24 protein-coding genes are annotated in these 20,017 nt (G+C 72.4%); 10 read left to right on the forward strand and 14 right to left on the reverse strand.

Annotated elements, in window-relative coordinates:
• Positions 1 to 25: 25 nt before the first annotated feature.
• On the reverse strand, positions 26 to 526 hold the full coding sequence (locus ACTJKO_RS05790) for an isocitrate lyase/phosphoenolpyruvate mutase family protein (protein WP_440686624.1): 501 nt from the start codon (positions 524 to 526) through the stop codon (positions 26 to 28).
• Between ACTJKO_RS05790 and ACTJKO_RS05795 the strand changes: the two genes are divergently transcribed.
• Complete coding sequence (locus tag ACTJKO_RS05795; RefSeq protein WP_440687099.1) at positions 471 to 1,025, forward strand: hypothetical protein; 555 nt, start codon at positions 471 to 473, stop codon at positions 1,023 to 1,025. The genes ACTJKO_RS05790 and ACTJKO_RS05795 overlap by 56 nt on opposite strands.
• 107 nt (positions 1,026 to 1,132) lie before the next feature.
• Here the strand turns inward: ACTJKO_RS05795 and ACTJKO_RS05800 are convergent, their stop codons facing one another.
• Positions 1,133 to 1,543, reverse strand: a complete 411-nt coding sequence (locus tag ACTJKO_RS05800) for a hypothetical protein (protein WP_440686626.1) — start codon at positions 1,541 to 1,543, stop codon at positions 1,133 to 1,135.
• A 237-nt stretch (positions 1,544 to 1,780) separates the two neighbouring features.
• On the opposite strand from ACTJKO_RS05800, the gene ACTJKO_RS05805 reads away from it, so the two are divergent.
• Complete coding sequence (locus tag ACTJKO_RS05805; RefSeq protein WP_440686628.1) at positions 1,781 to 3,925, forward strand: alkaline phosphatase family protein; 2,145 nt, start codon at positions 1,781 to 1,783, stop codon at positions 3,923 to 3,925.
• Positions 3,922 to 4,539 (forward strand): hypothetical protein, encoded by a 618-nt coding sequence (locus tag ACTJKO_RS05810; protein ID WP_440686630.1) that lies wholly within the window; start codon positions 3,922 to 3,924, stop codon positions 4,537 to 4,539. The genes ACTJKO_RS05805 and ACTJKO_RS05810 overlap by 4 nt, the downstream gene beginning before the upstream one ends.
• 64 nt (positions 4,540 to 4,603) lie before the next feature.
• Here ACTJKO_RS05810 and ACTJKO_RS05815 read toward each other — a convergent pair whose 3' ends face one another.
• Complete coding sequence (locus ACTJKO_RS05815) at positions 4,604 to 4,744, reverse strand: hypothetical protein (protein ID WP_440686632.1); 141 nt, start codon at positions 4,742 to 4,744, stop codon at positions 4,604 to 4,606.
• Complete coding sequence (locus tag ACTJKO_RS05820) at positions 4,741 to 5,190, reverse strand: MarR family winged helix-turn-helix transcriptional regulator (RefSeq protein ID WP_440686634.1); 450 nt, start codon at positions 5,188 to 5,190, stop codon at positions 4,741 to 4,743. The genes ACTJKO_RS05815 and ACTJKO_RS05820 overlap by 4 nt, the downstream gene beginning before the upstream one ends.
• 67 nt (positions 5,191 to 5,257) lie before the next feature.
• Here ACTJKO_RS05820 and ACTJKO_RS05825 point away from each other — a divergent pair, with 67 nt between their 5' ends.
• The 3 genes from ACTJKO_RS05825 (at position 5,258) to ACTJKO_RS05835 (ending at position 7,232) form a co-directional block, all read left to right on the forward strand.
• Entirely contained in the window at positions 5,258 to 5,626 is a 369-nt protein-coding gene (locus tag ACTJKO_RS05825) for a VOC family protein (protein ID WP_440686636.1), read from the forward strand.
• Positions 5,627 to 5,733: 107 nt separating this feature from the next.
• A complete protein-coding gene (locus ACTJKO_RS05830; RefSeq protein WP_440686638.1) occupies positions 5,734 to 6,288 on the forward strand; it encodes an AAA family ATPase in 555 nt (184 codons plus the stop codon).
• Entirely contained in the window at positions 6,285 to 7,232 is a 948-nt protein-coding gene (locus ACTJKO_RS05835; RefSeq protein WP_440686640.1) for a helix-turn-helix domain-containing protein, read from the forward strand. Before ACTJKO_RS05830 ends, ACTJKO_RS05835 begins: the two co-directional genes overlap by 4 nt.
• A gap of 79 nt (positions 7,233 to 7,311) precedes the next feature.
• On the opposite strand, the gene ACTJKO_RS05840 is transcribed toward ACTJKO_RS05835, so the two are convergent.
• Positions 7,312 to 8,016: an alpha/beta hydrolase gene (locus ACTJKO_RS05840; protein ID WP_440686642.1), complete on the reverse strand. Its 705-nt coding sequence runs from the start codon at positions 8,014 to 8,016 to the stop codon at positions 7,312 to 7,314.
• 2 nt (positions 8,017 to 8,018) lie between these two features.
• Positions 8,019 to 8,660, reverse strand: a complete 642-nt coding sequence (locus ACTJKO_RS05845) for an NAD(P)H-binding protein (RefSeq protein ID WP_440686644.1) — start codon at positions 8,658 to 8,660, stop codon at positions 8,019 to 8,021.
• An 86-nt stretch (positions 8,661 to 8,746) separates the two neighbouring features.
• Between ACTJKO_RS05845 and ACTJKO_RS05850 the strand changes: the two genes are divergently transcribed.
• From ACTJKO_RS05850 to ACTJKO_RS05865, 4 genes are all read left to right on the forward strand, one after another.
• The gene (locus ACTJKO_RS05850) at positions 8,747 to 9,232 is read left to right on the forward strand and encodes a DUF4126 family protein (RefSeq protein WP_440686646.1); all 486 of its coding nucleotides are present in this window, start codon (positions 8,747 to 8,749) and stop codon (positions 9,230 to 9,232) included.
• 40 nt (positions 9,233 to 9,272) lie between these two features.
• Complete coding sequence (locus tag ACTJKO_RS05855; protein ID WP_440686648.1) at positions 9,273 to 10,253, forward strand: NAD-dependent epimerase/dehydratase family protein; 981 nt, start codon at positions 9,273 to 9,275, stop codon at positions 10,251 to 10,253.
• 34 nt (positions 10,254 to 10,287) lie between these two features.
• Positions 10,288 to 10,953: an SDR family NAD(P)-dependent oxidoreductase gene (locus ACTJKO_RS05860; protein WP_440686651.1), complete on the forward strand. Its 666-nt coding sequence runs from the start codon at positions 10,288 to 10,290 to the stop codon at positions 10,951 to 10,953.
• Between the two features lie 124 nt (positions 10,954 to 11,077).
• Positions 11,078 to 12,196, forward strand: a complete 1,119-nt coding sequence (locus ACTJKO_RS05865) for a hypothetical protein (protein ID WP_440686653.1) — start codon at positions 11,078 to 11,080, stop codon at positions 12,194 to 12,196.
• Between the two features lie 7 nt (positions 12,197 to 12,203).
• Here the strand turns inward: ACTJKO_RS05865 and ACTJKO_RS05870 are convergent, their stop codons facing one another.
• From ACTJKO_RS05870 to ACTJKO_RS05905, 8 genes are all read right to left on the reverse strand, one after another.
• Positions 12,204 to 12,440 (reverse strand): hypothetical protein, encoded by a 237-nt coding sequence (locus tag ACTJKO_RS05870; protein ID WP_440686655.1) that lies wholly within the window; start codon positions 12,438 to 12,440, stop codon positions 12,204 to 12,206.
• Entirely contained in the window at positions 12,437 to 13,030 is a 594-nt protein-coding gene (locus ACTJKO_RS05875) for an ArsR/SmtB family transcription factor (RefSeq protein WP_440686657.1), read from the reverse strand. The genes ACTJKO_RS05870 and ACTJKO_RS05875 overlap by 4 nt, the downstream gene beginning before the upstream one ends.
• Before the next feature lie 73 nt (positions 13,031 to 13,103).
• Positions 13,104 to 13,895: an SGNH/GDSL hydrolase family protein gene (locus ACTJKO_RS05880; RefSeq protein ID WP_440686659.1), complete on the reverse strand. Its 792-nt coding sequence runs from the start codon at positions 13,893 to 13,895 to the stop codon at positions 13,104 to 13,106.
• Positions 13,896 to 14,057: 162 nt separating this feature from the next.
• Positions 14,058 to 16,940, reverse strand: a complete 2,883-nt coding sequence (locus tag ACTJKO_RS05885) for a hypothetical protein (protein ID WP_440686661.1) — start codon at positions 16,938 to 16,940, stop codon at positions 14,058 to 14,060.
• A complete protein-coding gene (locus ACTJKO_RS05890) occupies positions 16,937 to 17,665 on the reverse strand; it encodes an ABC transporter ATP-binding protein (protein WP_440686663.1) in 729 nt (242 codons plus the stop codon). Before ACTJKO_RS05890 ends, ACTJKO_RS05885 begins: the two co-directional genes overlap by 4 nt.
• A complete protein-coding gene (locus ACTJKO_RS05895; RefSeq protein WP_440686665.1) occupies positions 17,662 to 18,231 on the reverse strand; it encodes a PadR family transcriptional regulator in 570 nt (189 codons plus the stop codon). Before ACTJKO_RS05895 ends, ACTJKO_RS05890 begins: the two co-directional genes overlap by 4 nt.
• 140 nt (positions 18,232 to 18,371) lie before the next feature.
• Positions 18,372 to 19,253, reverse strand: coding sequence for an aldo/keto reductase (locus ACTJKO_RS05900; protein WP_440686667.1), 882 nt, complete (start codon positions 19,251 to 19,253; stop codon positions 18,372 to 18,374).
• A 173-nt stretch (positions 19,254 to 19,426) separates the two neighbouring features.
• Positions 19,427 to 20,011, reverse strand: coding sequence for a YdeI/OmpD-associated family protein (locus tag ACTJKO_RS05905; RefSeq protein WP_440686669.1), 585 nt, complete (start codon positions 20,009 to 20,011; stop codon positions 19,427 to 19,429).
• Between the last annotated feature and the right edge of the window lie 6 nt (positions 20,012 to 20,017).

Consider the following 20,017-nt stretch of genomic DNA (forward strand, 5'->3'; position numbering starts at 1 on the left):
ATCGCTTTCCGGTACTGGTGGGGCGTCAAGAGCACTCCGCGGGAACACTGAGAAGCGCCAGTACCGTACACCCGGTCCGAAAATGAGTCCGGTGACGGCGCCCTGTGCGGGTCAAGGTGCTGCCGTCCGAGCGACCGAGGGCCCAGGCAACGCCCGCACTCTTCGTCGGGATGGCGTGCGCACCAGCGCCCTCCACAAGGCGGGCGCTTGTGACGTCCCCGGCATCGGCGAGGAGGAGCGGTGCGTTCCGGCTCGAGTGGAGCGCGCGGAAGGCGAGGGTCATGGCTGATGGAGTGCTGTTCACCTGGCTGGCTGGCTGGCTCAGCGGAGCTGACGTCGAGTTACTGTCCAGACGACGTGGCAACCGTGTCGATCTGTCTCGACAGGCGACAGGCGACCGGCTACCGCGCAGGTGCCGCCGGTGTCCGCGCCGGAGATGTTCGTCTAGGCTCGGTGGCTCACGAGGGGGCGTGATGCGTTTCGGACGATATGCGATGTTGGCCGGCTTGGTCAGCGCGGCCGCCATCGCGCTTGCTGGGTGCGCCGCGTTCCCTCCCGCTCCGGGCGCAGTGGGATCGGACTGGCCGAGCACCGGGGTACCTTCCGCGGTGAGGTGGCCGTCCGACTGGATCGACGGCTTGTCGGGTGAGTCCGAGGCTGTGGGCGGTCCGATCGTCGGGCTCCGCCTCGAGTACGTGGCAGAGCACTGGGTCTGGCGGATCCGGAGCACCGACCCGGGGAGGACTGACGCCCTCGGGGAGCCCGATGCAGAACCCTCCAGCGGTGTCGAGGCCCTCGTCGATGCCACGGATCTCAGCCTCGTGCGGAGACACGAGGTCACCCTGACCGAGGCTGAGATCGCTGATGTCGGCATCAGCTACTACGACGCGGTCCAGGCCTCCGGCGAGGAGTGGCCGGGCCCACGGCTCGTCGAGCTGGAGCGCGTCGTCGATCACCGTCGACCGACGTGGCGGGTCACGACGTACGACACAGAGGACGGCGACCTCACCCCGCGGACCCTCTGAGCACGCACGGCTTCCGGTCGGTCGGCGAGGACTTCCTGCCGACCGTGGTTCTGCTCGTCAGCGCCCTCATCGTGGCCGCGGTCGAGATCGTCCTCTGACCGGCGGTGCTAGCGGCAAGCCGGCAGGGCTGCGATGTCGGTGCAAGCCTGTTCGCGCCAGCCGGCCTCGCCGCCGTACGAGTCGAAGGCGGGTGTCGACGCCAGTTTCACGGTCGAGCCGTCCACCAGGACGAAGGACAAACCGGGATCTCCCTCGGTCGTCCTGCTGATGAACGCCAGGGTGCCGCGTTGCCCCTCCTCGGCCACCTCGTCGAGGCACCGCATCGCGTCTCTCGGTAGCTCACCGCTCCGGTTGACCTCGACCTGCCCGCAGTCCTCTCCCACGGGCTGCTGGACCCAATCAGGAGCCCCGTCGAGTTCCCGTGCTGACGCGACGAGATCAGCTCGAGAGCCGCTGCACGCCGCAAGGAGCGGGATGACGACGACCGCGATCGCGGCCGCAACCATCTGACGGTTCACGTGACGAGCGTGGCTCAAGCGCTGGCCGAGGGAGGTCACGATCTCGCAACGCATCACGACATGGCGGTGAGCATCCGGAGGATCACCGCGTCGGCACGGTCCCCCCGTCCACGTTCACGTCCGCCCCGACGATGCCCGATGCTGCGTCGGAGACGAGGAACGCGACTGAGCGCATCCTCAACGCCCGTTCACCTGCCGTCCCCCATCCGGGGGCGCGCTCGCCGGTAGACCATTCTCATGAAGCTCTTGGGCACCATGAAGGGTTGGCGACGGACAGTATCGTTCGTCGCAGCGGCGGGCCTCCTGGCCGCCGGGCTGGCCACGGTGGGCACCTCCACCGTCGCGTCCGCCGCCACCGCCAGCAGCGCACACCGTGGCGCCGAGATCACCTCCACGGGGCTGCGCCCGGGGCAGGTCAAGCACGTCTGGCTCATCATCCTCGAGAACAAGTCGTACGACGCGACGTTCACGGGACTCAACCAGAACAGCTACCTCTGGAAGACCCTGCCGAGCCAGGGCGTCCTGCTGAAGAACTACTACGGCACCGGCCACTTCAGCATGGACAACTACATCTCGATGGTGTCCGGGCAGGGCGCCCAGCAGGACACGCAGTCCGACTGCAACGTGGTGGACACCCAGTTCGGCTCGGACCCGAGCATCATCCGCGGCGGCCGGAACGCCATGCAGGTCCGGTCGCTCGCCAACGCGAGCCAGCCGAGCGGGGCGAACGCACCCGACGGCTCGAACGGCTGCACGTACCCGCACCAGACCCCGACCCTCTTCAACCAGCTCGACGCCGCCGGCAAGACGTGGAAGGGCTACGCGCAGGACCTCGGCGACCAGCCGGGGCGCGAGGACGCCCTGTGCGGCGGGCCGGGCACCTCGGCGAACGACCCGGTCACGAACCCGACGTACCTGACCCCGACCGCGGACCACCCGGCACCGGCCGGCGTGACGAGCTTCACCGGTGCGCAGGCGAACGACCAGTACGTGGCGAAGCACTTCCCGTTCCCGTGGTTCGAGGGCATGACGGGCTACAAGGCCGGCGGCAAGACCATCCCGGCGCTGACGAAGCCGGTGCAGGGCGGCAACGACTGCGACGCGAACCACATCGCGAACCTCGACTCGGCGAAGAACGGCCTGTTCAAGGACCTGCAGGACGAGCGCACGACGCCGGCGTTCAGCTGGATCACGCCGAACAACTGCAGCGACGCGCACGACGCGGTCTGCAAGGGCAACAACCTGTCCGGCTCCTTCACCAAGGACGGCCAGGCGGTCTACCAGAACGGCACCCCGGACCCGGAGTCGACGACGCCGAAGAACCACACCGGCGGTCTCTACGCCTCGGACCTCTTCCTCAAGTACTACATCCCGATGATCGAGCGCTCGGCGGCGTTCAAGGACGGCGGGCTCATCGACGTGACGTTCGACGAGGCCAACCCGCCCTTCACCTACTCCGGCAACAGCTTCAACAACGCGAACGCCTACGGTCCGACGCTGTCCGACAAGCCGGACGCGTCCTCGGGGATCGCGGCCGACCGTGCCGGTGAGAACCTCTACGGCAAGAACGTCGCCACCGAGCCGACCGGCCCGAACTCGACGCTCGGCACGGACGCGAAGGGGAACCAGCTCTACCCCGGCCCCGGCGACAACGCCTTCATCGACCGGCCGCCGGCGTGCACCCAGACCTCGCCGACCCTGGTGCCGGCGAACTGCGTCCCCGGCATCGTCCGCGGCGGATCGGGCAACACCCCGGGCCCGCGCACGGATGCGGCGGCGGCCAACACCGCGTCGAGCTACGTCTCCGACCCGTCGATCGTCGCCGACGACACCGGCCGCGGCGTGACCGACACGACCGACAAGACCGGCCCCGGTGGCACGAGCCCGATCCCGGCGGACACGTTCGTCGGCGCGGTCAGCGACACCGGCCCGCAGTACCCGACGACCAGCAGCGGCTCGGTCGTGAACGGATCGTTCCAGCTGCTCGACTCGTCCGGCGACCCCGTCACCCCGACCGGCGCGGTGACGAGCCTCACCCTGAGCGCCGAGGGGGCTCCCGGGTTCCTGAGCACCGGGCAGACCGCCGACCCGCTGTACGACGCCACCGACGCCACCCCCGGCGGCGGCGACACCGGCAGCGTCCTCATCAGCCCGCTCATCAAGCCCGGCACCGTGTCGACTACGTACTACAACCACTACAGCTGGCTCCGCACGATGGAGGACGTCTTCGGCGTGAGCGGCGGGCACGACCGCGAGCCGATCCGCGGCGGCACGGTCTCGGGTGGTGTGGACGGCCGGGGTCACCTCGGGTTCGCAGCCCAGCCGGGTCTCGAGCCGTTCGGTCCGGACGTGTTCAACAACGCGGGCCGCTCGCACCGATGACCCCTCCGCACATCCCGACCAGGCGGCGGCTCGCCCGAGCCGCCGCCTGGTCGGCCGCGGCCGCGGGAGCGGTGGTGCTCGTGACGGCGCTCGCCGGGTGCACCGCCGCCGGGCACGCCTCGGGCGAGCAGCCGACGGGCGCGAACACGTACGGGGGGCTCCCGTCGTACCTCGCGACGATCCCGTCGACGACGGACGAGCTGCTCGACGGCACGGTCGCGCACCCGGCCCTCACCTCGGAGGGCGACACGGTCCGCGTGCACCTCGCCGGGGGGACGACCGTGCTCGCGACCGTCACCGGCCCGGTCGTGCCGGGCGAGGGTCTCCCCCACCAGGGTGAGACGACGACCTGCACGTGGACCGTCGAGCTCCGGAAGGCGACGGGGACCGTGCCGGTCTCGCTCGACGACATGACGACGACGGACCAGCTCGGCAACGTGTACCGCCTGCGTCCGGTCGCCGGGCACGCGGCACCGCCGAGCAGCATCGGGCCGGGTCAGCGGGCCACCTTCGAGCTCCGGACGGTCATGAAGGTGGGCGAGGGCATCCTCCGCTGGGCTCCGGACGGCGAGCACCCGGCGGCCGTGTGGGACTTCGAGGTCGAGAACGACTGACCGTCCGACCGGGCCACGGACCGACCGGAGGCGCGGTGCCGACGTGCACCGCGCCTCCAGTCCGTCAGCTCTGCGCCGTCGGCCGGACGACGACCTCGCCGACGTCGACGCCGGCGGGCTGCGCGATGGCGTAGGCCACCGCGGTGGTGGTCGACGGGCTGCGGGTGGCGGGGCGCTGACCGGCGATGCCGCCGGCGCAGCTCACGCATCGTCGCGCAACGCCCGCACCATGCTGCGGAGTGCTCGGAGCGCGGCCTCCTGCTCCCCCGGTGTCATGCCGCTGAGCATCCGCACCTCGACGCCGCGCACCGCCGCCGAGGCCTCGTCGAGGCGCTCCCGCCCGCGCGCCGTGAGCTGTGCCGGGAGCGCCTTCCCCACCGGCGCCTCGGCCGGTCTGGTCACGGAGCCGTCCCGTTCGAGCGCCTGCAGCAGCACGTTCATGGACTGTCGTGTGACGAAGGCGCCGCGGGCGAGCTCGGAGTTCGACAGCCCGGGCCGCTGCGCGAGGAGTTCGAGGCACGAGTAGTGGGTGATGGTCATGCCGAGGGGTCGCAGCACGGACTCCATGGCCGCGCGCAGGGCACTCGAGGCCTCCTTGAGGAGGTAACCGAGGGACGTGTCCAGGTCGATGCGGTCGTCGTCTTGACGCATGTCAGTAGTCTGACATAGGTTCTCGAGTGTCAGAAAACTGACACAGATTAGACACCGAGGAGTACCCATGCCCGTCACCGGCCCCGACTTCATCTCGCTGCAGACCCGCGACCTCGACGCGTCGCAAGCGTTCTACGAGCACTACCTCGGCCTGGTCCGCGCGCAGTCCGGCCCTCCGCACGCCGTCGTCTTCGAGACCACCCCGATCGCGTTCGCACTGCGGGACGCCGTCCCCGGAACCGACCTCGACGCCACGCCCCAGCCGGGCATCGGGGCGGCGATCTGGCTGCACGCGACCGGGGTCCAGGCGATCCACGACGCACTCGTCGCCGACGGACACACCATCGTCTCGGCACCCGTCGACGGCCCGTTCGGCCGTACCTTCACCTTCGCCGACCCGGACGGGTACCACGTGACGCTGCACGACCGGGCCTGACCGGAGAACGCGGGGCGCGTCACGACGCGCCCCGTCCAGGAGGCGCGGTGCGCGTCCGACACGCACCGCGCCTCCCGTCCGACGCCCGGATGCGCTACGTTCCGGACATGATCGTCTGGATCAACGGCACGCACGGCGTCGGCAAGACGACCACGAGCAGGCTCCTGCAACCGCTCCTGCCGGATGCCCGGCTGCTCGACCCCGAGAAGGTCGGCGAGACCCTGATGGACATCCGGCCGCTGCTCCGACCCACCGACGACTTCCAGCACTGGGACCCGTGGCGCCCCCTCGTCGTCGAGACCGCCCGACGCGTCCTGGACTACGCCGGCGGCATGCTGGTCATGCCGCAGACGGTGCTCGTCGAACGGTACTGGCGCGAGATCGCCGCCGGCCTCGCCGGGCACGGCATCCCCGTCCGCCACTTCGTGCTCCACACCGACCAGACGACCCTGCTGGACCGGATCCGGAACGACACCGACATGGGCCCCTCGGACTTCCGCTTCAGCCGTGTCGAGCCGTACGCCGAAGCCGCACGCACCTGGCTGCACGCCGCGGCCGAGGTCGTCGACACCACCGACACGCGGCCCGAGCAGGTCGCACGGCAGATCGCGGACGCGGTCCTGGCCGACGACGACGCGCTCCGGGCGGTGACGGCACCGTGAGCGAGATCATGCGGCGGGCGCAGTGGTCCGCCCTGACCTACGACCCGACCGAGGCGGCGGACATCGTCACGCGCATCCCCGACGTGCGCCACGCCCGGATCGAGACCGGGCCGTCGGAGTTCTCGCTCGAGGAACGGCGCCGTGGCTCGGACCTGCTGTCCCTCGTGTCGATGGCCAGCACGGGCACCGTCGAGGCGACGGTCGAGGCCGAGTCCGCGATGGTCGTGTTCTGGCTCAAGGCCGGCCGCGCGGCCGTCGACGGCGACGGCGTCCCGACCGGTCGCCCGGTGCTGTTCCGGCACGACCCGCAGGAGGTCCGGTGGGACGGCTTCCAACTCGACCTCGTCCGCATCGACCGGACGACCGTGGAGCAGGTGGCGGCCGAGCGCGGCGCCTGGCGGCCCGGACCGATCGAGTTCGAGCCGCACCACATCCCGGAGGGGCCGGCGCTCGCCGCCTGGTGGCTCATGGTGCGCTCCGTCGCCGCCGCGGTGCTCCAGGGGCCGGAGGAGGTCACGGAGGAACACGAACGCGAGCTCACACGGTTCGCCGCCGGCGGCCTGCTCACGGCGATCCCGCACTGGCCGGTCGGACAGGACCAGCCCCGGACCGCCGCAGCCGCCCGGTTCGCCCGTGCCGAGGGCTTCCTGCTCGAGCACGCCACCGAGCAGATCACCGTCGACGACGTCGCGACCGCAGCAGGGTTGAGTGTGCGCGGCCTGCAGGACGCGTTCCGGCGACACCACGGCATCACCCCGACGACCTACCTCCGGCGCATCCGGCTGTTGCTCGCACGCGAGGGGCTCGAGTCCGGGGACGAACGGAGCGTCGGCGAGGTGGCGCGGGACTCGGGCTTCGCGCACCTCGGACGGTTCGCCGCCAGCTACCGGGACGAGTTCGGCGTGCTGCCGCGCGACACCTGGCAGGCGGCCCGCCGGGGTTGACCCGCCGGGCGGTCGTCAGGCCGCTGCCCGCTCCGGCTCGTGTCGCAGCGCCGGTCGGTGCTCCGCGTCGGCGGCCGTCTCAGTGGTCGAGGAACGCCTCGATCTGCTCGACGACGAGGTCCGGACGGCTGATGAACGGGTGGTGCCCCGTCGGGAGCTCGACCGACCGTGTGGCACGTGCTGCGTGCACCCGCTGGAGGGCCGCCGTGGTGGAGCGGTCGTCGCCGCACACCACGGCGGTCGAGTCGACCCCGACCCACCCCGCGGCGGTGGTCGGCGTCCCGAACGCCCCGGCGTCCTGCGCCGTGACACGGTCCCACGCGGCGCGCTGCGTGGCTTCGTCGGTGTCCTGCAGGAACCGTGCGCCGAAGGACCGCTCGTCGTAGCCGTCGAGGACGATCCGTCCGGAGTCGTCGGGACGCACCGCGACCGGGTCCAGTTCGCCGGACATGATCGACCCCTGCGTCTCGCCGATCTCCGGCAGGTAGCTCGACACGAGCAGCAGGTGCTCGACGGCGGGGTGCCGTCCGGCCTCGGCGATCACCGTGCCGCCGTAGGAGTGCCCGACGACGATGGCCGACGGGAGTGCGTCGAGCGCCCGGCGCAGGGCCGCGGCGTCCTCCCGCAGACCCCCGCCGGTTCCCGTCTCACCGCAGGACGGCAGTGCGAGCGCGTGACTGTCCACGCCCGTGCGCTGGCGGAGCAGGTCCGCGGTGGGCGCCCACCACCACGTCCCGTCGCGCACGAGCGCACCGTGCACGAAGAGGACCGTCGATCCGGGCACGGTCAGGCCCGCAGGAACTCGGCGATCGGCGTGGATCCGGTGTTGAACCGGATCGTCCGCCCGACCGTGCCCTCGTCCTCGATCGCGTCCGCCACGACGTGCGCGACGTCGCCGCGCGGCACCTCGGTCGCGGACCCGTCCCAACCGATCGCCCCCGTGGCGTCGTCGTCCGTCAGGGTGCTCGGCGCGACGACCGTCCACCGCAGGTCGGAGTCGCGGAGCACGGCGTCGGCGATCACCTTCGACTGCGCGTACGCGAAGAAGTCGTCGTCCTGCGGCACGCCGTGGTCGAGGACCGACCCGGACCACGACACCATAACGTAGCGGTCGACGCCGGCCCGCACGGCACCCTGCATCGAGAGGATCGCGGCGTCGCGGTCGATCGCCCAGGTGCGCTCCGCCGAGCTGCCGCCGGCCCCGGCCGACCACACCACGGCGTCGTGCCCACCGAGGAGCTTCGCGAAGCCGGTGAGGGTCTGCTGCTGGATGTCCGCCACGAGCGGCCGACCGCCGTGGGAGCGGACCTCGTCGCCCTGGTCGGGATTGCGGATGACCGACGTGACCGTGTGTCCGCGGTCGGTGAGGATCCGGGTGGCGAGGAGTGCGACCTTGCCGTGGCCGCCGAGGACGATGACGTTGCTCATGCGCCGGACGCTACTCGTGGCGACTGCGGAGCCCCGGCGACCAGGGGTGCGGGAGTAGGTTCCGAACCGACACGACAGGAGAACCCATGAGCAAGCAGAACGAGCAGCACACCCTGGTCCGCACCCTCGTGCTGGGCATCCTCAGCGGCGGCCGGAGCGCCACGCCCCTGGCCGTCCTGGCGCTGAACCACGACCGTTCCTCGCTGAAGGGGTCGTGGCAGCAGTGGAAGGTCTTCAGCACGCCGCTCGGACGCGGACTCCTCGTCGCCTCCGCCGTCGGTGAGCTCATCGGGGACAAGCTGCCGAAGACCCCGAACCGCATCTCGCCCACGGGGCTCGTCGGACGCGTCGGTGCCGGCGCGCTCGCCGGAGCGGCCCTGGGGACCACGGGCAAGCGTGACCTGCGCATCGAGGGTGCGATCCTCGGCGGTCTCGGTGCGCTCGTCGGCAGCTTCGTCGGCTGGGGCGCCCGCAAGCTCGTCGGTTCCACGGGGCTCCCCGACCCGGTCGTCGCGCTCGCCGAGGACGCGGCCACCATCGCGGGGTCGGTCAAGGTCGTCACCGCCGACTGAGCCGCGGGCCGCACAGCCGCACCGGCCTACGGTGACCGGCATGCGCATCGTCGTCGTCGGAGCCACCGGTCACATCGGCACGTTCCTCGTCCCCCGTCTCGTCCGCGCCGGCCACGAGGTCGTGACGGTGACCCGGGGCACGAGCACCCCGTACGCCGACGGCCCCGAGTGGGAGCGGGTCGAACGGGTCATCGCGGACCGCGAGCAGGAGGACCGCGACGGCACGTTCGGCGACCGGATCGCCGGGCTCCGTGCCGACGCCGTGGTCGACCTCGTCTGCTTCACGCTGTCGTCCGCGGAAGCGCTCGTGGCCGCGCTCCGGGGAACCGGGACGCACCTCGTGCACTGCGGGTCGATCTGGCGCGCCGGCGTCTCGCACGTGCTGCCGGTCACCGAGGAGAACGCGACGCCTCCGTTCGGTGAGTACGGGACGCAGAAGGACGCGATCGCCCGGATGCTCAAGCAGGAAACCGCCTCAGGGGGTCTCGCAACGACGTCGCTGCACCCCGGTCACATCAGTGGCCCGGGCTGGGCGCCGATCGGGCCGCTCGGCAACCTCGACCCCGGGGTGTGGGCCGCGCTGTCCGCCGGTGCGGTGGTCGAGGTCCCCGGCCTCGGCGCCGAGACGATGGCCCACGTGCACGCCGACGACGTGGCGCAGGCCTTCCAGCTCGCCGTCGAGCACCGGGACGCGGCGGCGGGCGAGGACTTCTTCATCACCGCGCCGACGGCGCTCACGGCGCGCGGGTACGCCCATCTGGCGGCGTCCTGGTTCGGCCAGGAGGCGCGGCTCGAGTCCGTCACGTGGGACCGGTTCCGCGAGACCACGGCTCCCGAGCACGCGGACGCCAGTTGGCAGCACCTGTCCCGCAGTCAGGCCTTCAGCACCGAGAAGCCACGCCGACTGCTCGGCTACCAGCCCGCCCACACCGCGGAGGCGACGGTGCTCGACGCCGTCCGCTGGCTGGTCGACCACGGCGAGGTCGAGGTCGCGAACCCCCTCGTCGTCACCGGACCCTGAGCCCGGCGACGACCCACGACCGGAAGGACACGTCATGACCACCATCGCCATCGTCGGAGCCGGCAAGGGCCTCGGCCTCGCCGTCGCCGACCGTTTCGGGCGGGAGGGCTTCTCCATCGCCCTGGTCGCCCGCAACCAGGACCGCCTCGACGGTCTCGCCGCGGAACTCCGCGAGCGCGGGTACACCGCGGCCGGCTTCGCCGCGAACGTCCGGGACGGCGACTCGCTCCGCACGGCGCTCGAGCGTGCCACCGAGCAGCTCGGTCCGATCGAGGTGCTCCAGTACAGCCCACTCCCGGCGAAGGAGTACATGCGGCCGGTGCTCGAGACGACGGCGGAGGACCTCGTCGGCCCGATCGAGTTCTCGGTGTACGGCTCGGTGACGGCGGTCCGTCAGGTGCTCCCCGGCATGCGGGCGCTCGGTCGCGGCACGATCCTGTTCGTGAACGGCGGGAGTGCGGTCCGTCCCGGCGTGCGGGTCACCGGGACCTCGGTCGCCTTCGCCGGGGAGAGTGCGTACGCCCAGCTCCTGCACGACGCGGTCCGGGACGAGGACGTCCACGTCGGCCAGCTCATCATCCCCTTCGGCATCGACGACGGGCAGCCGGAGCACTCCGGGGAGTCCATCGCCGAGCGCCTGTGGGCGATCCACACGGAGCGTGACGGCTTCCGCACCTACGCGGAACCCCTCCCGGACTGAGCACGTGGTGCACGGGCGGACGGGAGGCGCGGACCGGCCCCGCCACGTGCCTCCCGATGGGCCGCCGGACACAGTCCCGCCCGCCGGCGCTGCTCGCCGCCCCGTCGGCCCGTAGCCTCGGCGCGTGGATCCCGATGCGTTCGACGGTGTGGCGGCGATCGGGCTGCTCCTCCTGCTCCCCGTCTCGGTGCTGTTCGCTGCGGCTGCGCTCCGTCGGCTCGGCATCCCGAGGTGGGCGTGGGCGCTGTACCTCCTCGGGGTCGCCGGCGTGCTCGTGCTGCTGCACCTCGCGGGGTCGGTGTGGTACACGATCATCGGCGCTCAGCCCGACATCCTTCCCTGGTGGGGGTTCGGGCAGATCGTCGGTCTCGCACTCGGTCGGATCGGCGTCGTCGTCAACGCCGTGGCGGCCGCGGCGTGGATCGTGCTGCGGAAGCCGGCGTCCGCGGAGCCGCTGCCGCGCCGGGAGACGTTCCTCGTCGTGTCGACGTACGGCACCATGGCGGTCGGCTGTGCTCTGCCCGCGGCGTGGTGGGGGCTCGGCCTCGGGGTCGTCCCGCTGTCGGTCGAGGCCCCCGTGGTCGTCGCCGGTGCGGGGTTCCTCGCGACCGCGCTGGTCCTGCGTGGTCGTCGCGCCCGCACGGCGGCGGACGACGGCCGACCCTCGCAGACGGGCACGTGGCCGGTGGATGCCGCCGTGTCCGTGTGGCTCGTCGGCGCGCTCGCGGTCGGTCCCCTGTTCACCGGGAGCGGGCTGCCCGACGGCTCGCTGCTCGAGGAGCACAGGGTCGACGGACGCTCGACGCAGCACCCTGTCCCGTCGCCCGAGGACTGGCCGGGGCCGACGCCGACGACCACGACCTCGCTCGATGCTGCGTCGATCGAGTCGGGCACGCGGACGATGCTGGAGGACACGATCCGGTGGGCCGGCCCGCTCGACGACCTCGGGTCGCCGACGCCGGCACGGGCCGATCCACCCGCCGTCGTCCTGGTCGAGGAGGCCTGCGAGGACGGACGGGGACGCTGGAGCGGATCACTCGTGCTGCCGACGACCCGGCCGCAGGACCTCGCCCCGCGAGTCCTGGCCGGATGGGAGGCCGCGGGCTACGCGGCCGTGGACCGTGCGATGGGGGTCGACCTCGTCATGCCGGTGCGCGGTGACGCCGCGGTGGCGCGGATGCGTCTCGGCGGCGGGGCGGACGGGGTCCACGTCGACGTCGAGTCGTTCTGCGTCGACCGGTGACGTGCCGTCAGCGGAGCCGGGGAGCGACGGCGGCGAGCGCGTCCCAGTGGCGCTCGCGTGCCTCCCGGGCCTGGCGCTCCTCGAACGCGAGACGCACTGTCGTCCGGTCGGCGCACGATGTCGGGCGGTCTGGGAGGCCGGCGCGGGCGGCGCGCGACTCGCTCCACCGGAGCAGTGCCGTGCCGATGCGGTGGGCGGCCCGTTCGACCGGGCCGACCTCGGTGAGGTGGAGTGCGGCGCTCATCGTTCCTCCTGTTCGCCGTCGAAGATCGGGACCGCCGCCAGCCGGATGAAGACGCGGCTGGTGTCGGGGTCGGACGCGTCGTCGAGCACGTGGCGGTCGCGGAAGGCGTCGACGACCTCGTGGATGCCGGTCATGAGCTCGTGGAGTTCCGACGGCGTCAGGCGCATGATCGCGACCGAGAGGTCGGACGCGTCCCGCCACCCGCGCGCCATGGTCTCCTGGTCACGGGCGATGAACTCGCGGATGACCTGCTCGGAGAACTCGTTCGACCCCGATGCCAGCAGCCGCGCGGCGGCGATCCCCGCCGGGGACTGCGGACCGTCGGACCCGCCCGACTGGACGGCGACCGGGACGCGACGCCACCAGCGTTCCCGGCCGTTCCCGCGCCCCTCGACCTCTTCGATGAACCCGTGCTTCTCGAGTTGGCGGAGGTGGTAACTGGTCGAGCCGGTCGACTCACCCACCTTGTCGGCGAGGGTCGTCGCGGTGGCCGGGCCGTGCGCGGCGAGCTCGTTGAAGAGCTGGGAGCGCAGCGGGTGGCTCAGTGCCTTCATCGACGGCAGGTCGAGGACGCGTGCTTCGGATGGCATGCCGCGAGTCTAGAACCGCAAAGAAACCTTTGCAAGTACTTCTTTGCAGACGATTCTCTGCAGTTCTGGGCGATCAGCGAGCGGCCTCGCCGATCGCCTCCGCCATGACCCGGGCGACGACGACGTTCGTGGCGGCGTCACCGTGGATGCCGTCCGACGAGGCGCCGGGGACCCACGCGCCGTCCGTCTGGCGGAAGTCCACGAACGGGTCGACGTACGACCAGCCGTGCTCCGCGGCGTCCCGCGCGAGCGCCCGGCTGAGGACGCGCTGCCCGGTGCGGCGGTCGGCACCCCAGCGGCTGCTCGTCCAGTCCGAGGGCGGCCCCGCGACGACGAGCACGTGCCGGGCGCCGACCTTCCGGACCACGGCATCTACGTTCGTGATCGTCGTGGCGGTCGGGACGGCCTGGTTGACGTCGTTCGTCCCGAGCTCGACGACGAGGACGTCCGCGTCGTCCACCGGGCCGATCTCGTGGAGCACCTGGTCCGACCGGTACCCGCTGTGGGCGTAGCCGCCGACCGCGTGGAACCGCGTGTCCGGCACCAGGTCGTGCAACCACGAGTCCGGCCGCGCCGTGATCGAGTCACCGGCGTAGGCGAAGGTGATCGCCCCCGCGCGGTCGCCCGTGCCGAGCGGGCCGCGCACGACCTCTCGTCCGCGGACACTCGTCGCGCCCTCGGCCCGCGCGCGGGTGTCCGCCCGCTCGACGGGTGCCTGCGCGCCGCCGGTCGCGGCCGGGACGCGCTCGGCGGCGGCGCTGGTCGCGGAGACGACGGCGCTGCCGACGACGAGGGAGCCGCCCGCGACGAGGCAGGCAGCGGTGACGATGCTCGCGACGAGGGCGAGCCGAGGAGTGCGGGACACGAGAACAGTTCTCCCTCGGATCGGTGTTCGATGCCAGTCCCCAGAGCTGGGGAACCCGGCGGTTCGCTGTGGGTCCTCGTGGCTGTTCCCAGCGTGTCCCCGGCGGCGGATCGGTGTGCACGGCACGTCCGGCGGGTCCGCCCCGTCCGGCCCGTGCGGCGCTCAGGGCGTGCGCCGGACCGCCACGCGCCGGCGGCGTCCGGTCGAGAGCCACGTCCCCGCGGTCACCACCAGCGGCAGCCCGATCGCGAGCAGCGCCAGGACCGGCCAGTCGGCGACGAACGGCATGTGCGTCGTGCCGACCGGCCCGGCCGTGAACCGGAGCGTGAGCGCGCGGATCGGCAGCAGGCCGAGCACCGTGCCGATCACCGCTCCCACGGTCGTGAGGATCGCTGCCTGCCACGCGGACACCCGCCGGCGCAGGACCGGTGCGGCACCGACCGCGTCGAGCACCTCGTCGTCCCGACGGCCGTCCGAGCGGGCCAAGCCGATCGCCACGGCGGTGGCGCCGATCGTCACCGCGGCCGCCAGCGCGAGGACGATCGCCGTGACGATGCCCTGCGCGTCGACCGGGCCCTCCTCGTACACGAACGACGGACCGCCCCACCGGTCGCGGTCCGCTCCGCCGAAGCTCTGCCACGCGGACGTCAGTGCGTCCCACTGGTCCGGCGTGAGGGCGGACGACTGCGTGGTCACGAGCATCCCGTCGACTGCGGGCACGCGGTACCGTGCGGCGGTCTCGCGGGTCATGAAGACACCCACCTGGATGCGCGGCGTCTGTACGTCGCGCACGGCGGGGATCGTCGTGGTGGCGTCCGGACGGGTCCGATCGGTGATCGCCGGTCCCTCCCAGGTCTGATCACGGAAGGTGTCCAGGCGCACCTGGCCGTCCCGCTCGTACTCCGGCCAGAGCGACACCGCGCGCCCGGAACGCAGTGCGTCGCGGACGGCCGTCGAGGGCCGGTGCCCGGTGAGGACCGCGTAGTCGTCGACCGTCCCGACCCAGATGTGCGGTGACGAGCTGTCACGGGACGTCAGGTACCGCGAACACGAGGTGGTGTCGTTCACCGTGCAGTCGTGACGGACCCAGTCGTGCGGCAGCGTGACGGTGCTCGGGCGTTCGCCGGGCTGCTCGCCCACGACCGCCAGCACCCGGATCCGGTCCTCGCGCAGCACGCCCGCCACCACCTCGGCGGCGTGCGCGGTCAGGGCCGCGTCGTACCCGGCAGTGCTCCCCTCGTCGCCCGAGACCGACACGTCGGCCGTCGCGACCCCGACGGCGGTCCGGTACTCGTAGTCGCGGACGTACCCGGCGTGCTGCGACGCGCTCCACGTCACGGCGACCGAGGCGACGAACACGACGCTCATCACGCTCGCCAGCACCGGGACCGTCCGCACGGGGTTCCGACGGGCGTCCCGGGCGGCGAGCCGTGCCGACAGGCCGAGCCGCGTGGAGCACCGGGCGACGAGCGCGAGCAGCCACGGCGAGGACATCGCCACGCCGATCTGCATGAGGCAGGGACCGATCGCGACGCCCGCGCCCACGACCCAGGCCAGCTGGTCCTCCTGGACCGGACGGTCGTTCAGCAGGAGCACCCCGACGCCGCACGCCAGCGTCATGAGGGCACCCGACACGACCAGCACCGGTGCCCAGATCCGTCGTCGGCGTTCCGAACGAGGGGTCACGGCAGCCGGTCGGAGTGATCCACGCAGCGCGGCGAGGACGTTCACGCGGGTGGCCGCACGCGCCGCGACGAGGGCGGACACGAGACCGGCCAGCACACCCGCACCGCCGATCGCGAGCAGCAGGAGCACGGGGACGTGGAGTCCGGGCCAGGTGCCGACGTCCCCGTCGTCGACGACGTGGAACGCGAGGACGCCGATGCCGGTACCGAGCGCGACGCCGAGCACGGCGCCCGTCACGCCGAGCACGAGCCCCGAACCCGCGACGATCGTCCGCACGAACCGACGTTCACCGCCGACGCTCGTCACGATCGCGTACGAACGCGTGTCCGCCCTCGTCCCGACGAGGAACGCCGCCCCGGCGAGCAGCGACACCTCGAACATCGCGAACACGCCGAGCAGGGCCATCGCGCCCAGGTACCAGCCCAGCGTGCCGCCCGCCGCACCGCCGTCGATCCGCTCGTCCGGCGGGTCGAGCACGACGGGCCGGGACTCGACGACGACGCCGTGGGCGTTGAGCGCGCGGATCTCCGCCCAGGTCGGCGTGTCCGAGGCCAGGTACACGGTGAGGTCGGCGTTCGCGGTGGGGTCGTCGGTGTCCGCCGGGAGCGTCGTGCCCCACGGCAGGAACACCCCCTGCGCGTCGGGAGCCGTCGCGGCGTCCCGCAGGGTGCCCGTGATCGTGAACCGCTTCGTGACCGGGTCGGTCAGGTCGACGGTGTCACCGATGGCGGCACCGAGCCGCTCGAGCGTGGCCGGGGTCACCATGAGTTCGTCGCGGCTCGTCGGCGCGCGACCGTCGAGCACGTGCCAGTGCCCGTCGAGGACCGGTGACCACACCGCACCCTCGACCGCCTGGATCCCGATCGGCCCCTTCGGTCCCTGCACCACGATCGACGTCGACCCGACCGGGATCGACACCGCGCCGGCGGGGACCCGGTGCAGGACGTCGGTGGCGTCCGGAGCGCCGTCGGCCTTCGCCGCTGCGCTGCCCGGCGCCGTCGTCGTGTACTGCCACTGCACGGGGTCCTGCCGCATGCCCGGTGCGTCCGGGCCGACCACCTGCATCCGCGCGGTCGCGTGTCCGAGGTCGGCGTGGAGGGACTCGGCGGTGGTCGGCTGCGTGGACTGCACCAGCACCGACACGGCGGCGAACCCGGCGGTCGGGATCCCGATCAGGGCGACGATGAGCGCCGCCCGTCCGGCCTTCGCGAACGCCAGGCGCCGTCCGAGCCGGAGCGCGGGCCGCAGCGCGAACGGTGTGCGGACTCGCTCGGTCCGCCCGCGCGCCGACCGGTCCGCACGCGCGGCTCGTCCGCGGCGGCCCGTCCCGGCGTCGGCTCGTGGCCGACGCTCGCTCACGACGCGGTCCGGTCCGTGAGCGCCGTCTCGACGCCGGAGTACACGGTCTCGTCGACCACCCGGCCGTCGCGGAGGAACACGATCCGGTCGGCCCACGCCGCGTGTCGGGCGTCGTGCGTCACGAGGAGGGCACCCGCGCCGGCGTCCACGTGACGGCGGAGCATGCGGAGGACGACCTCGCCCGTCTGGGAGTCGAGGGCACCCGTCGGTTCGTCGGCGAGCACGAGCCGCCGCTCGCCGACGACACCGCGGGCGATGGCGACGCGCTGCTGCTGGCCTCCGGACAGGTCGTCCGGGAAGGCGTCGGCCCGGTGTCCCAGCTCGACGTTCTCGAGTGCGAGTTCCGCCGCGCGCCGGGCGCGGCTGGCCTTCCATCCGTCGAGTTCGAGCGGCAGGGCGACGTTCTCGACCGCGGTGAGCGAGGGGATGAGGTTGAAGTCCTGGAACACGAAGCCGACCAGACGACGACGCAGTGCCGCCAGGTCCTTCGCGGGACGGTCGGACACCCAGTCACCGTCGATGAGGACCTCGCCGCTCGTCGGCGGCAGCAGGGTGCCGGCGCAGGCCAGCAGCGTCGACTTGCCCGACCCGGACGTGCCCATCACCGCGACCATCTCGCCGCGGCGGATCTGCAGGTCGATGCCGGCGAGCGCGGTCACGGCCTTCGCGCCGGAGCCGTACTGCACGCTGACCGCGTCGAGCTCGAGGAGCGGCGTGGCGTTCACCGGGCGCTCCGCAGGACGGTGTCGCTGGTCGTGTCGGGTGCGGGGTGGTCCTGCGGCCGGTACCGCGCCACGCTCGACTCGACGTGGTCGAGCCACCGGACGTCGGCCTCGGCCTGGAAGAGCATCGACTCGAGGACGAGCGACCACGCGAGGTCCTCGGCCGGGTCCGTGGTGCGCTTGAGCCGCGTGAGGTCCTGCAGGTGCCGGACCGCGGCGGCGCGCTGCACCTGGACGAGCCGGGCGACGTCGACCCCCGGCACGGTCACGGCGAGTGCGAACTTGATCGCGAGTTCGTCGCGTCCGCGCTTCGCCGGCACGGGTTCGCTGAACCACCGTGCGACCTCGTCGCGGCCGGCGTCGGTCGCCGTGTAGACGACGTGTCCGTCGTCGTCGGCGTCCCCGCGAGCCACGAGGCCGTCGCGCTCCAGACGGTCGAGGGTCGTGTAGACCTGGCCGATGTTCAGCGGCCAGCTGCCCCCGGTCCGGTGCTCGAACTCCCCCCGGAGTTGGTACCCGTAGCCGGGGCCTCCCACCAGCAGCGCGAGCACGCCCATCCGTACGCTCATCGTCGACTCCCCCTCGTTCCGTCCGCGTTGGACATACTGAGTATGCACATACGCGGTATGGGGCGCAACCACAGACGGCCTGGAGGCGCGGTGCCAGCTCGCACCGCGCCTCCAGGCCGTCGTCCGGTCGCGTCCGGAGCTCAGCTGCCCAGCTTCGACAGCTCCTCGAACTCGTCGTCGGTGAGCTCGATCGTCGCGCCCTGCAGGTTGTCCTCGAGGTGGTCGACGCTCGACGTGCCCGGGATCGGCAGCATCACCGGCGAGCGCTTCAGCAGCCACGCGAGGGCCAGCTGCGCCGGGGTCGCGCCCTTGCGCTCGGCGATCTCGGTGAGCGGCGAGTCGTCCCCGGTCAGCCCGCCGGTCGCGAGCGGGAACCACGGGATGAACCCGATGCCCTGTTCCTCGGACCAGTCGAGGAGTTCCTCGGCGTCGCGCTTCTGCAGGTTGTAGAGGTTCTGCACGGAGACGATCGTCGCGATCTCCTGGGCTGCCTTCACGTCGTCCACGGACACCTCGGACAGACCGATGTGCCGGATCTTGCCCTCGTCCTGCAGCTTCTTCAGCTCGCCGACCTGGTCCTCGAGCGGGACCTTCGGGTCGATGCGGTGCAGCTGGAACAGGTCGATGCGCTCGAGGCCGAGGCGGCGGAGGCTCATCTCGGCCTCCTGGCGGAGGTACTCCGGGCGGCCGACCGGCGGCCACTCGTTCGGCCCGGTGCGGGTCAGGCCGGCCTTGGTGGCGATGACGATGTCGTCGCCGTAGGGGTGCAGCGCCTCGCGGAGCAGGTCCTCGGCGACGTACGGGCCGTAGGAGTCGGCGGTGTCGAAGAAGTCGACGCCCAGCTCGACCGCGCGCTTGAGCACGCGGACCGCCTCGTCGTGGTCCTTCGGCGGACCCCACACGCCGGGGCCGGTGAGCTGCATGGTGCCGTAGCCGAGACGGTGGACCTCGAGGTCCCCGCCGATGCGGAACGTGCCCGAGGCTGCGGCAGGACGGTTGGTGGTGTCGGTTCCGGTGGTCATGTCCCCGGTGTACGCCGGGTCCGTCGTCATCGGCTGGGTCCCTGTCCCCCGCGGGGGCGCGTTCGCGGCCCCGGTGCCCCGGTGCCCTGGGTGCCCGTCGAACCACGGTCCCGACATCGAACCAGGGTGCGCGCCTGGTTCGACGTCGGCAACGTGGTTCGACGCTGCCGGGTCTAGGCGCCGGGCCGCGGGTAGGGCGTCTCCCCCACGGCCAGGCCGCCGACGAGCTTCGCGATGCGGTTCGCACGCGCCGTGTCGCTCGGGGCGGTGACGACGCGGTGGAGCACGGCGTACCGGTTCGTGGCGTCGAGCTCCGCGAACAGTGCGGCGGCAGCGGGCGCGGCGTCGAGCGCGGCCCGCAGGTCCTCGGGCACCGTCGCCGTCGCGGCCCCGGCGTAGGCGCGGTCCCACCGCCCGTCGGCCTTGGCCCGGTCGATCTCCGCGCGACCCCGGGGGCGCATGCGTCCTGCTTCCTCGAGTGTCGCGACCAGCCCGATGTTGCGCTGCGACCAGAGCGACGCCTTCCGTCGCGGGGTGAACCGCTGGCGGAACGTCGAGGCGTCCCGGCCGCGCTTCTGGCCGTCGATCCAGCCGGAGCACAGTGCCTCGTCGAGCGCCTCGTCGTAGGTCAGGCTCGTGGGATCGGTCGTGCCCTTCTTGGCGAGGACCAGCCAGACGCCGTCGGGGTCGTCCTCGTGCGCGTCGAGCCAGTCACGCCAGGCCGCGGCGTCCGGCAGTACGAGGTCCTCGGCGTCCATGCGGTC

This window comes from Curtobacterium sp. 22159 (assembly GCF_052045775.1).
Lineage (GTDB): Bacteria > Actinomycetota > Actinomycetes > Actinomycetales > Microbacteriaceae > Curtobacterium.

Bases quoted from the DNA above. Each gene is read 5' to 3' on its own strand.
- ACTJKO_RS05790 (WP_440686624.1), bottom strand. From the start codon at position 526: ATGGCGGCCGCGCTGACCAAGCCGGCCAACATCGCATATCGTCCGAAA.
- ACTJKO_RS05805 (WP_440686628.1), top strand. From the start codon at position 1,781: ATGAAGCTCTTGGGCACCATGAAGGGTTGGCGACGGACAGTATCGTTC.
- ACTJKO_RS05810 (WP_440686630.1), top strand. From the start codon at position 3,922: ATGACCCCTCCGCACATCCCGACCAGGCGGCGGCTCGCCCGAGCCGCC.
- ACTJKO_RS05820 (WP_440686634.1), bottom strand. From the start codon at position 5,190: ATGCGTCAAGACGACGACCGCATCGACCTGGACACGTCCCTCGGTTAC.
- ACTJKO_RS05825 (WP_440686636.1), top strand. From the start codon at position 5,258: ATGCCCGTCACCGGCCCCGACTTCATCTCGCTGCAGACCCGCGACCTC.
- ACTJKO_RS05830 (WP_440686638.1), top strand. From the start codon at position 5,734: ATGATCGTCTGGATCAACGGCACGCACGGCGTCGGCAAGACGACCACG.
- ACTJKO_RS05845 (WP_440686644.1), bottom strand. From the start codon at position 8,660: ATGAGCAACGTCATCGTCCTCGGCGGCCACGGCAAGGTCGCACTCCTC.
- ACTJKO_RS05850 (WP_440686646.1), top strand. From the start codon at position 8,747: ATGAGCAAGCAGAACGAGCAGCACACCCTGGTCCGCACCCTCGTGCTG.
- ACTJKO_RS05855 (WP_440686648.1), top strand. From the start codon at position 9,273: ATGCGCATCGTCGTCGTCGGAGCCACCGGTCACATCGGCACGTTCCTC.
- ACTJKO_RS05860 (WP_440686651.1), top strand. From the start codon at position 10,288: ATGACCACCATCGCCATCGTCGGAGCCGGCAAGGGCCTCGGCCTCGCC.
- ACTJKO_RS05870 (WP_440686655.1), bottom strand. From the start codon at position 12,440: ATGAGCGCCGCACTCCACCTCACCGAGGTCGGCCCGGTCGAACGGGCC.
- ACTJKO_RS05875 (WP_440686657.1), bottom strand. From the start codon at position 13,030: ATGCCATCCGAAGCACGCGTCCTCGACCTGCCGTCGATGAAGGCACTG.
- ACTJKO_RS05895 (WP_440686665.1), bottom strand. From the start codon at position 18,231: ATGAGCGTACGGATGGGCGTGCTCGCGCTGCTGGTGGGAGGCCCCGGC.
- ACTJKO_RS05900 (WP_440686667.1), bottom strand. From the start codon at position 19,253: ATGACCACCGGAACCGACACCACCAACCGTCCTGCCGCAGCCTCGGGC.
- ACTJKO_RS05905 (WP_440686669.1), bottom strand. From the start codon at position 20,011: ATGGACGCCGAGGACCTCGTACTGCCGGACGCCGCGGCCTGGCGTGAC.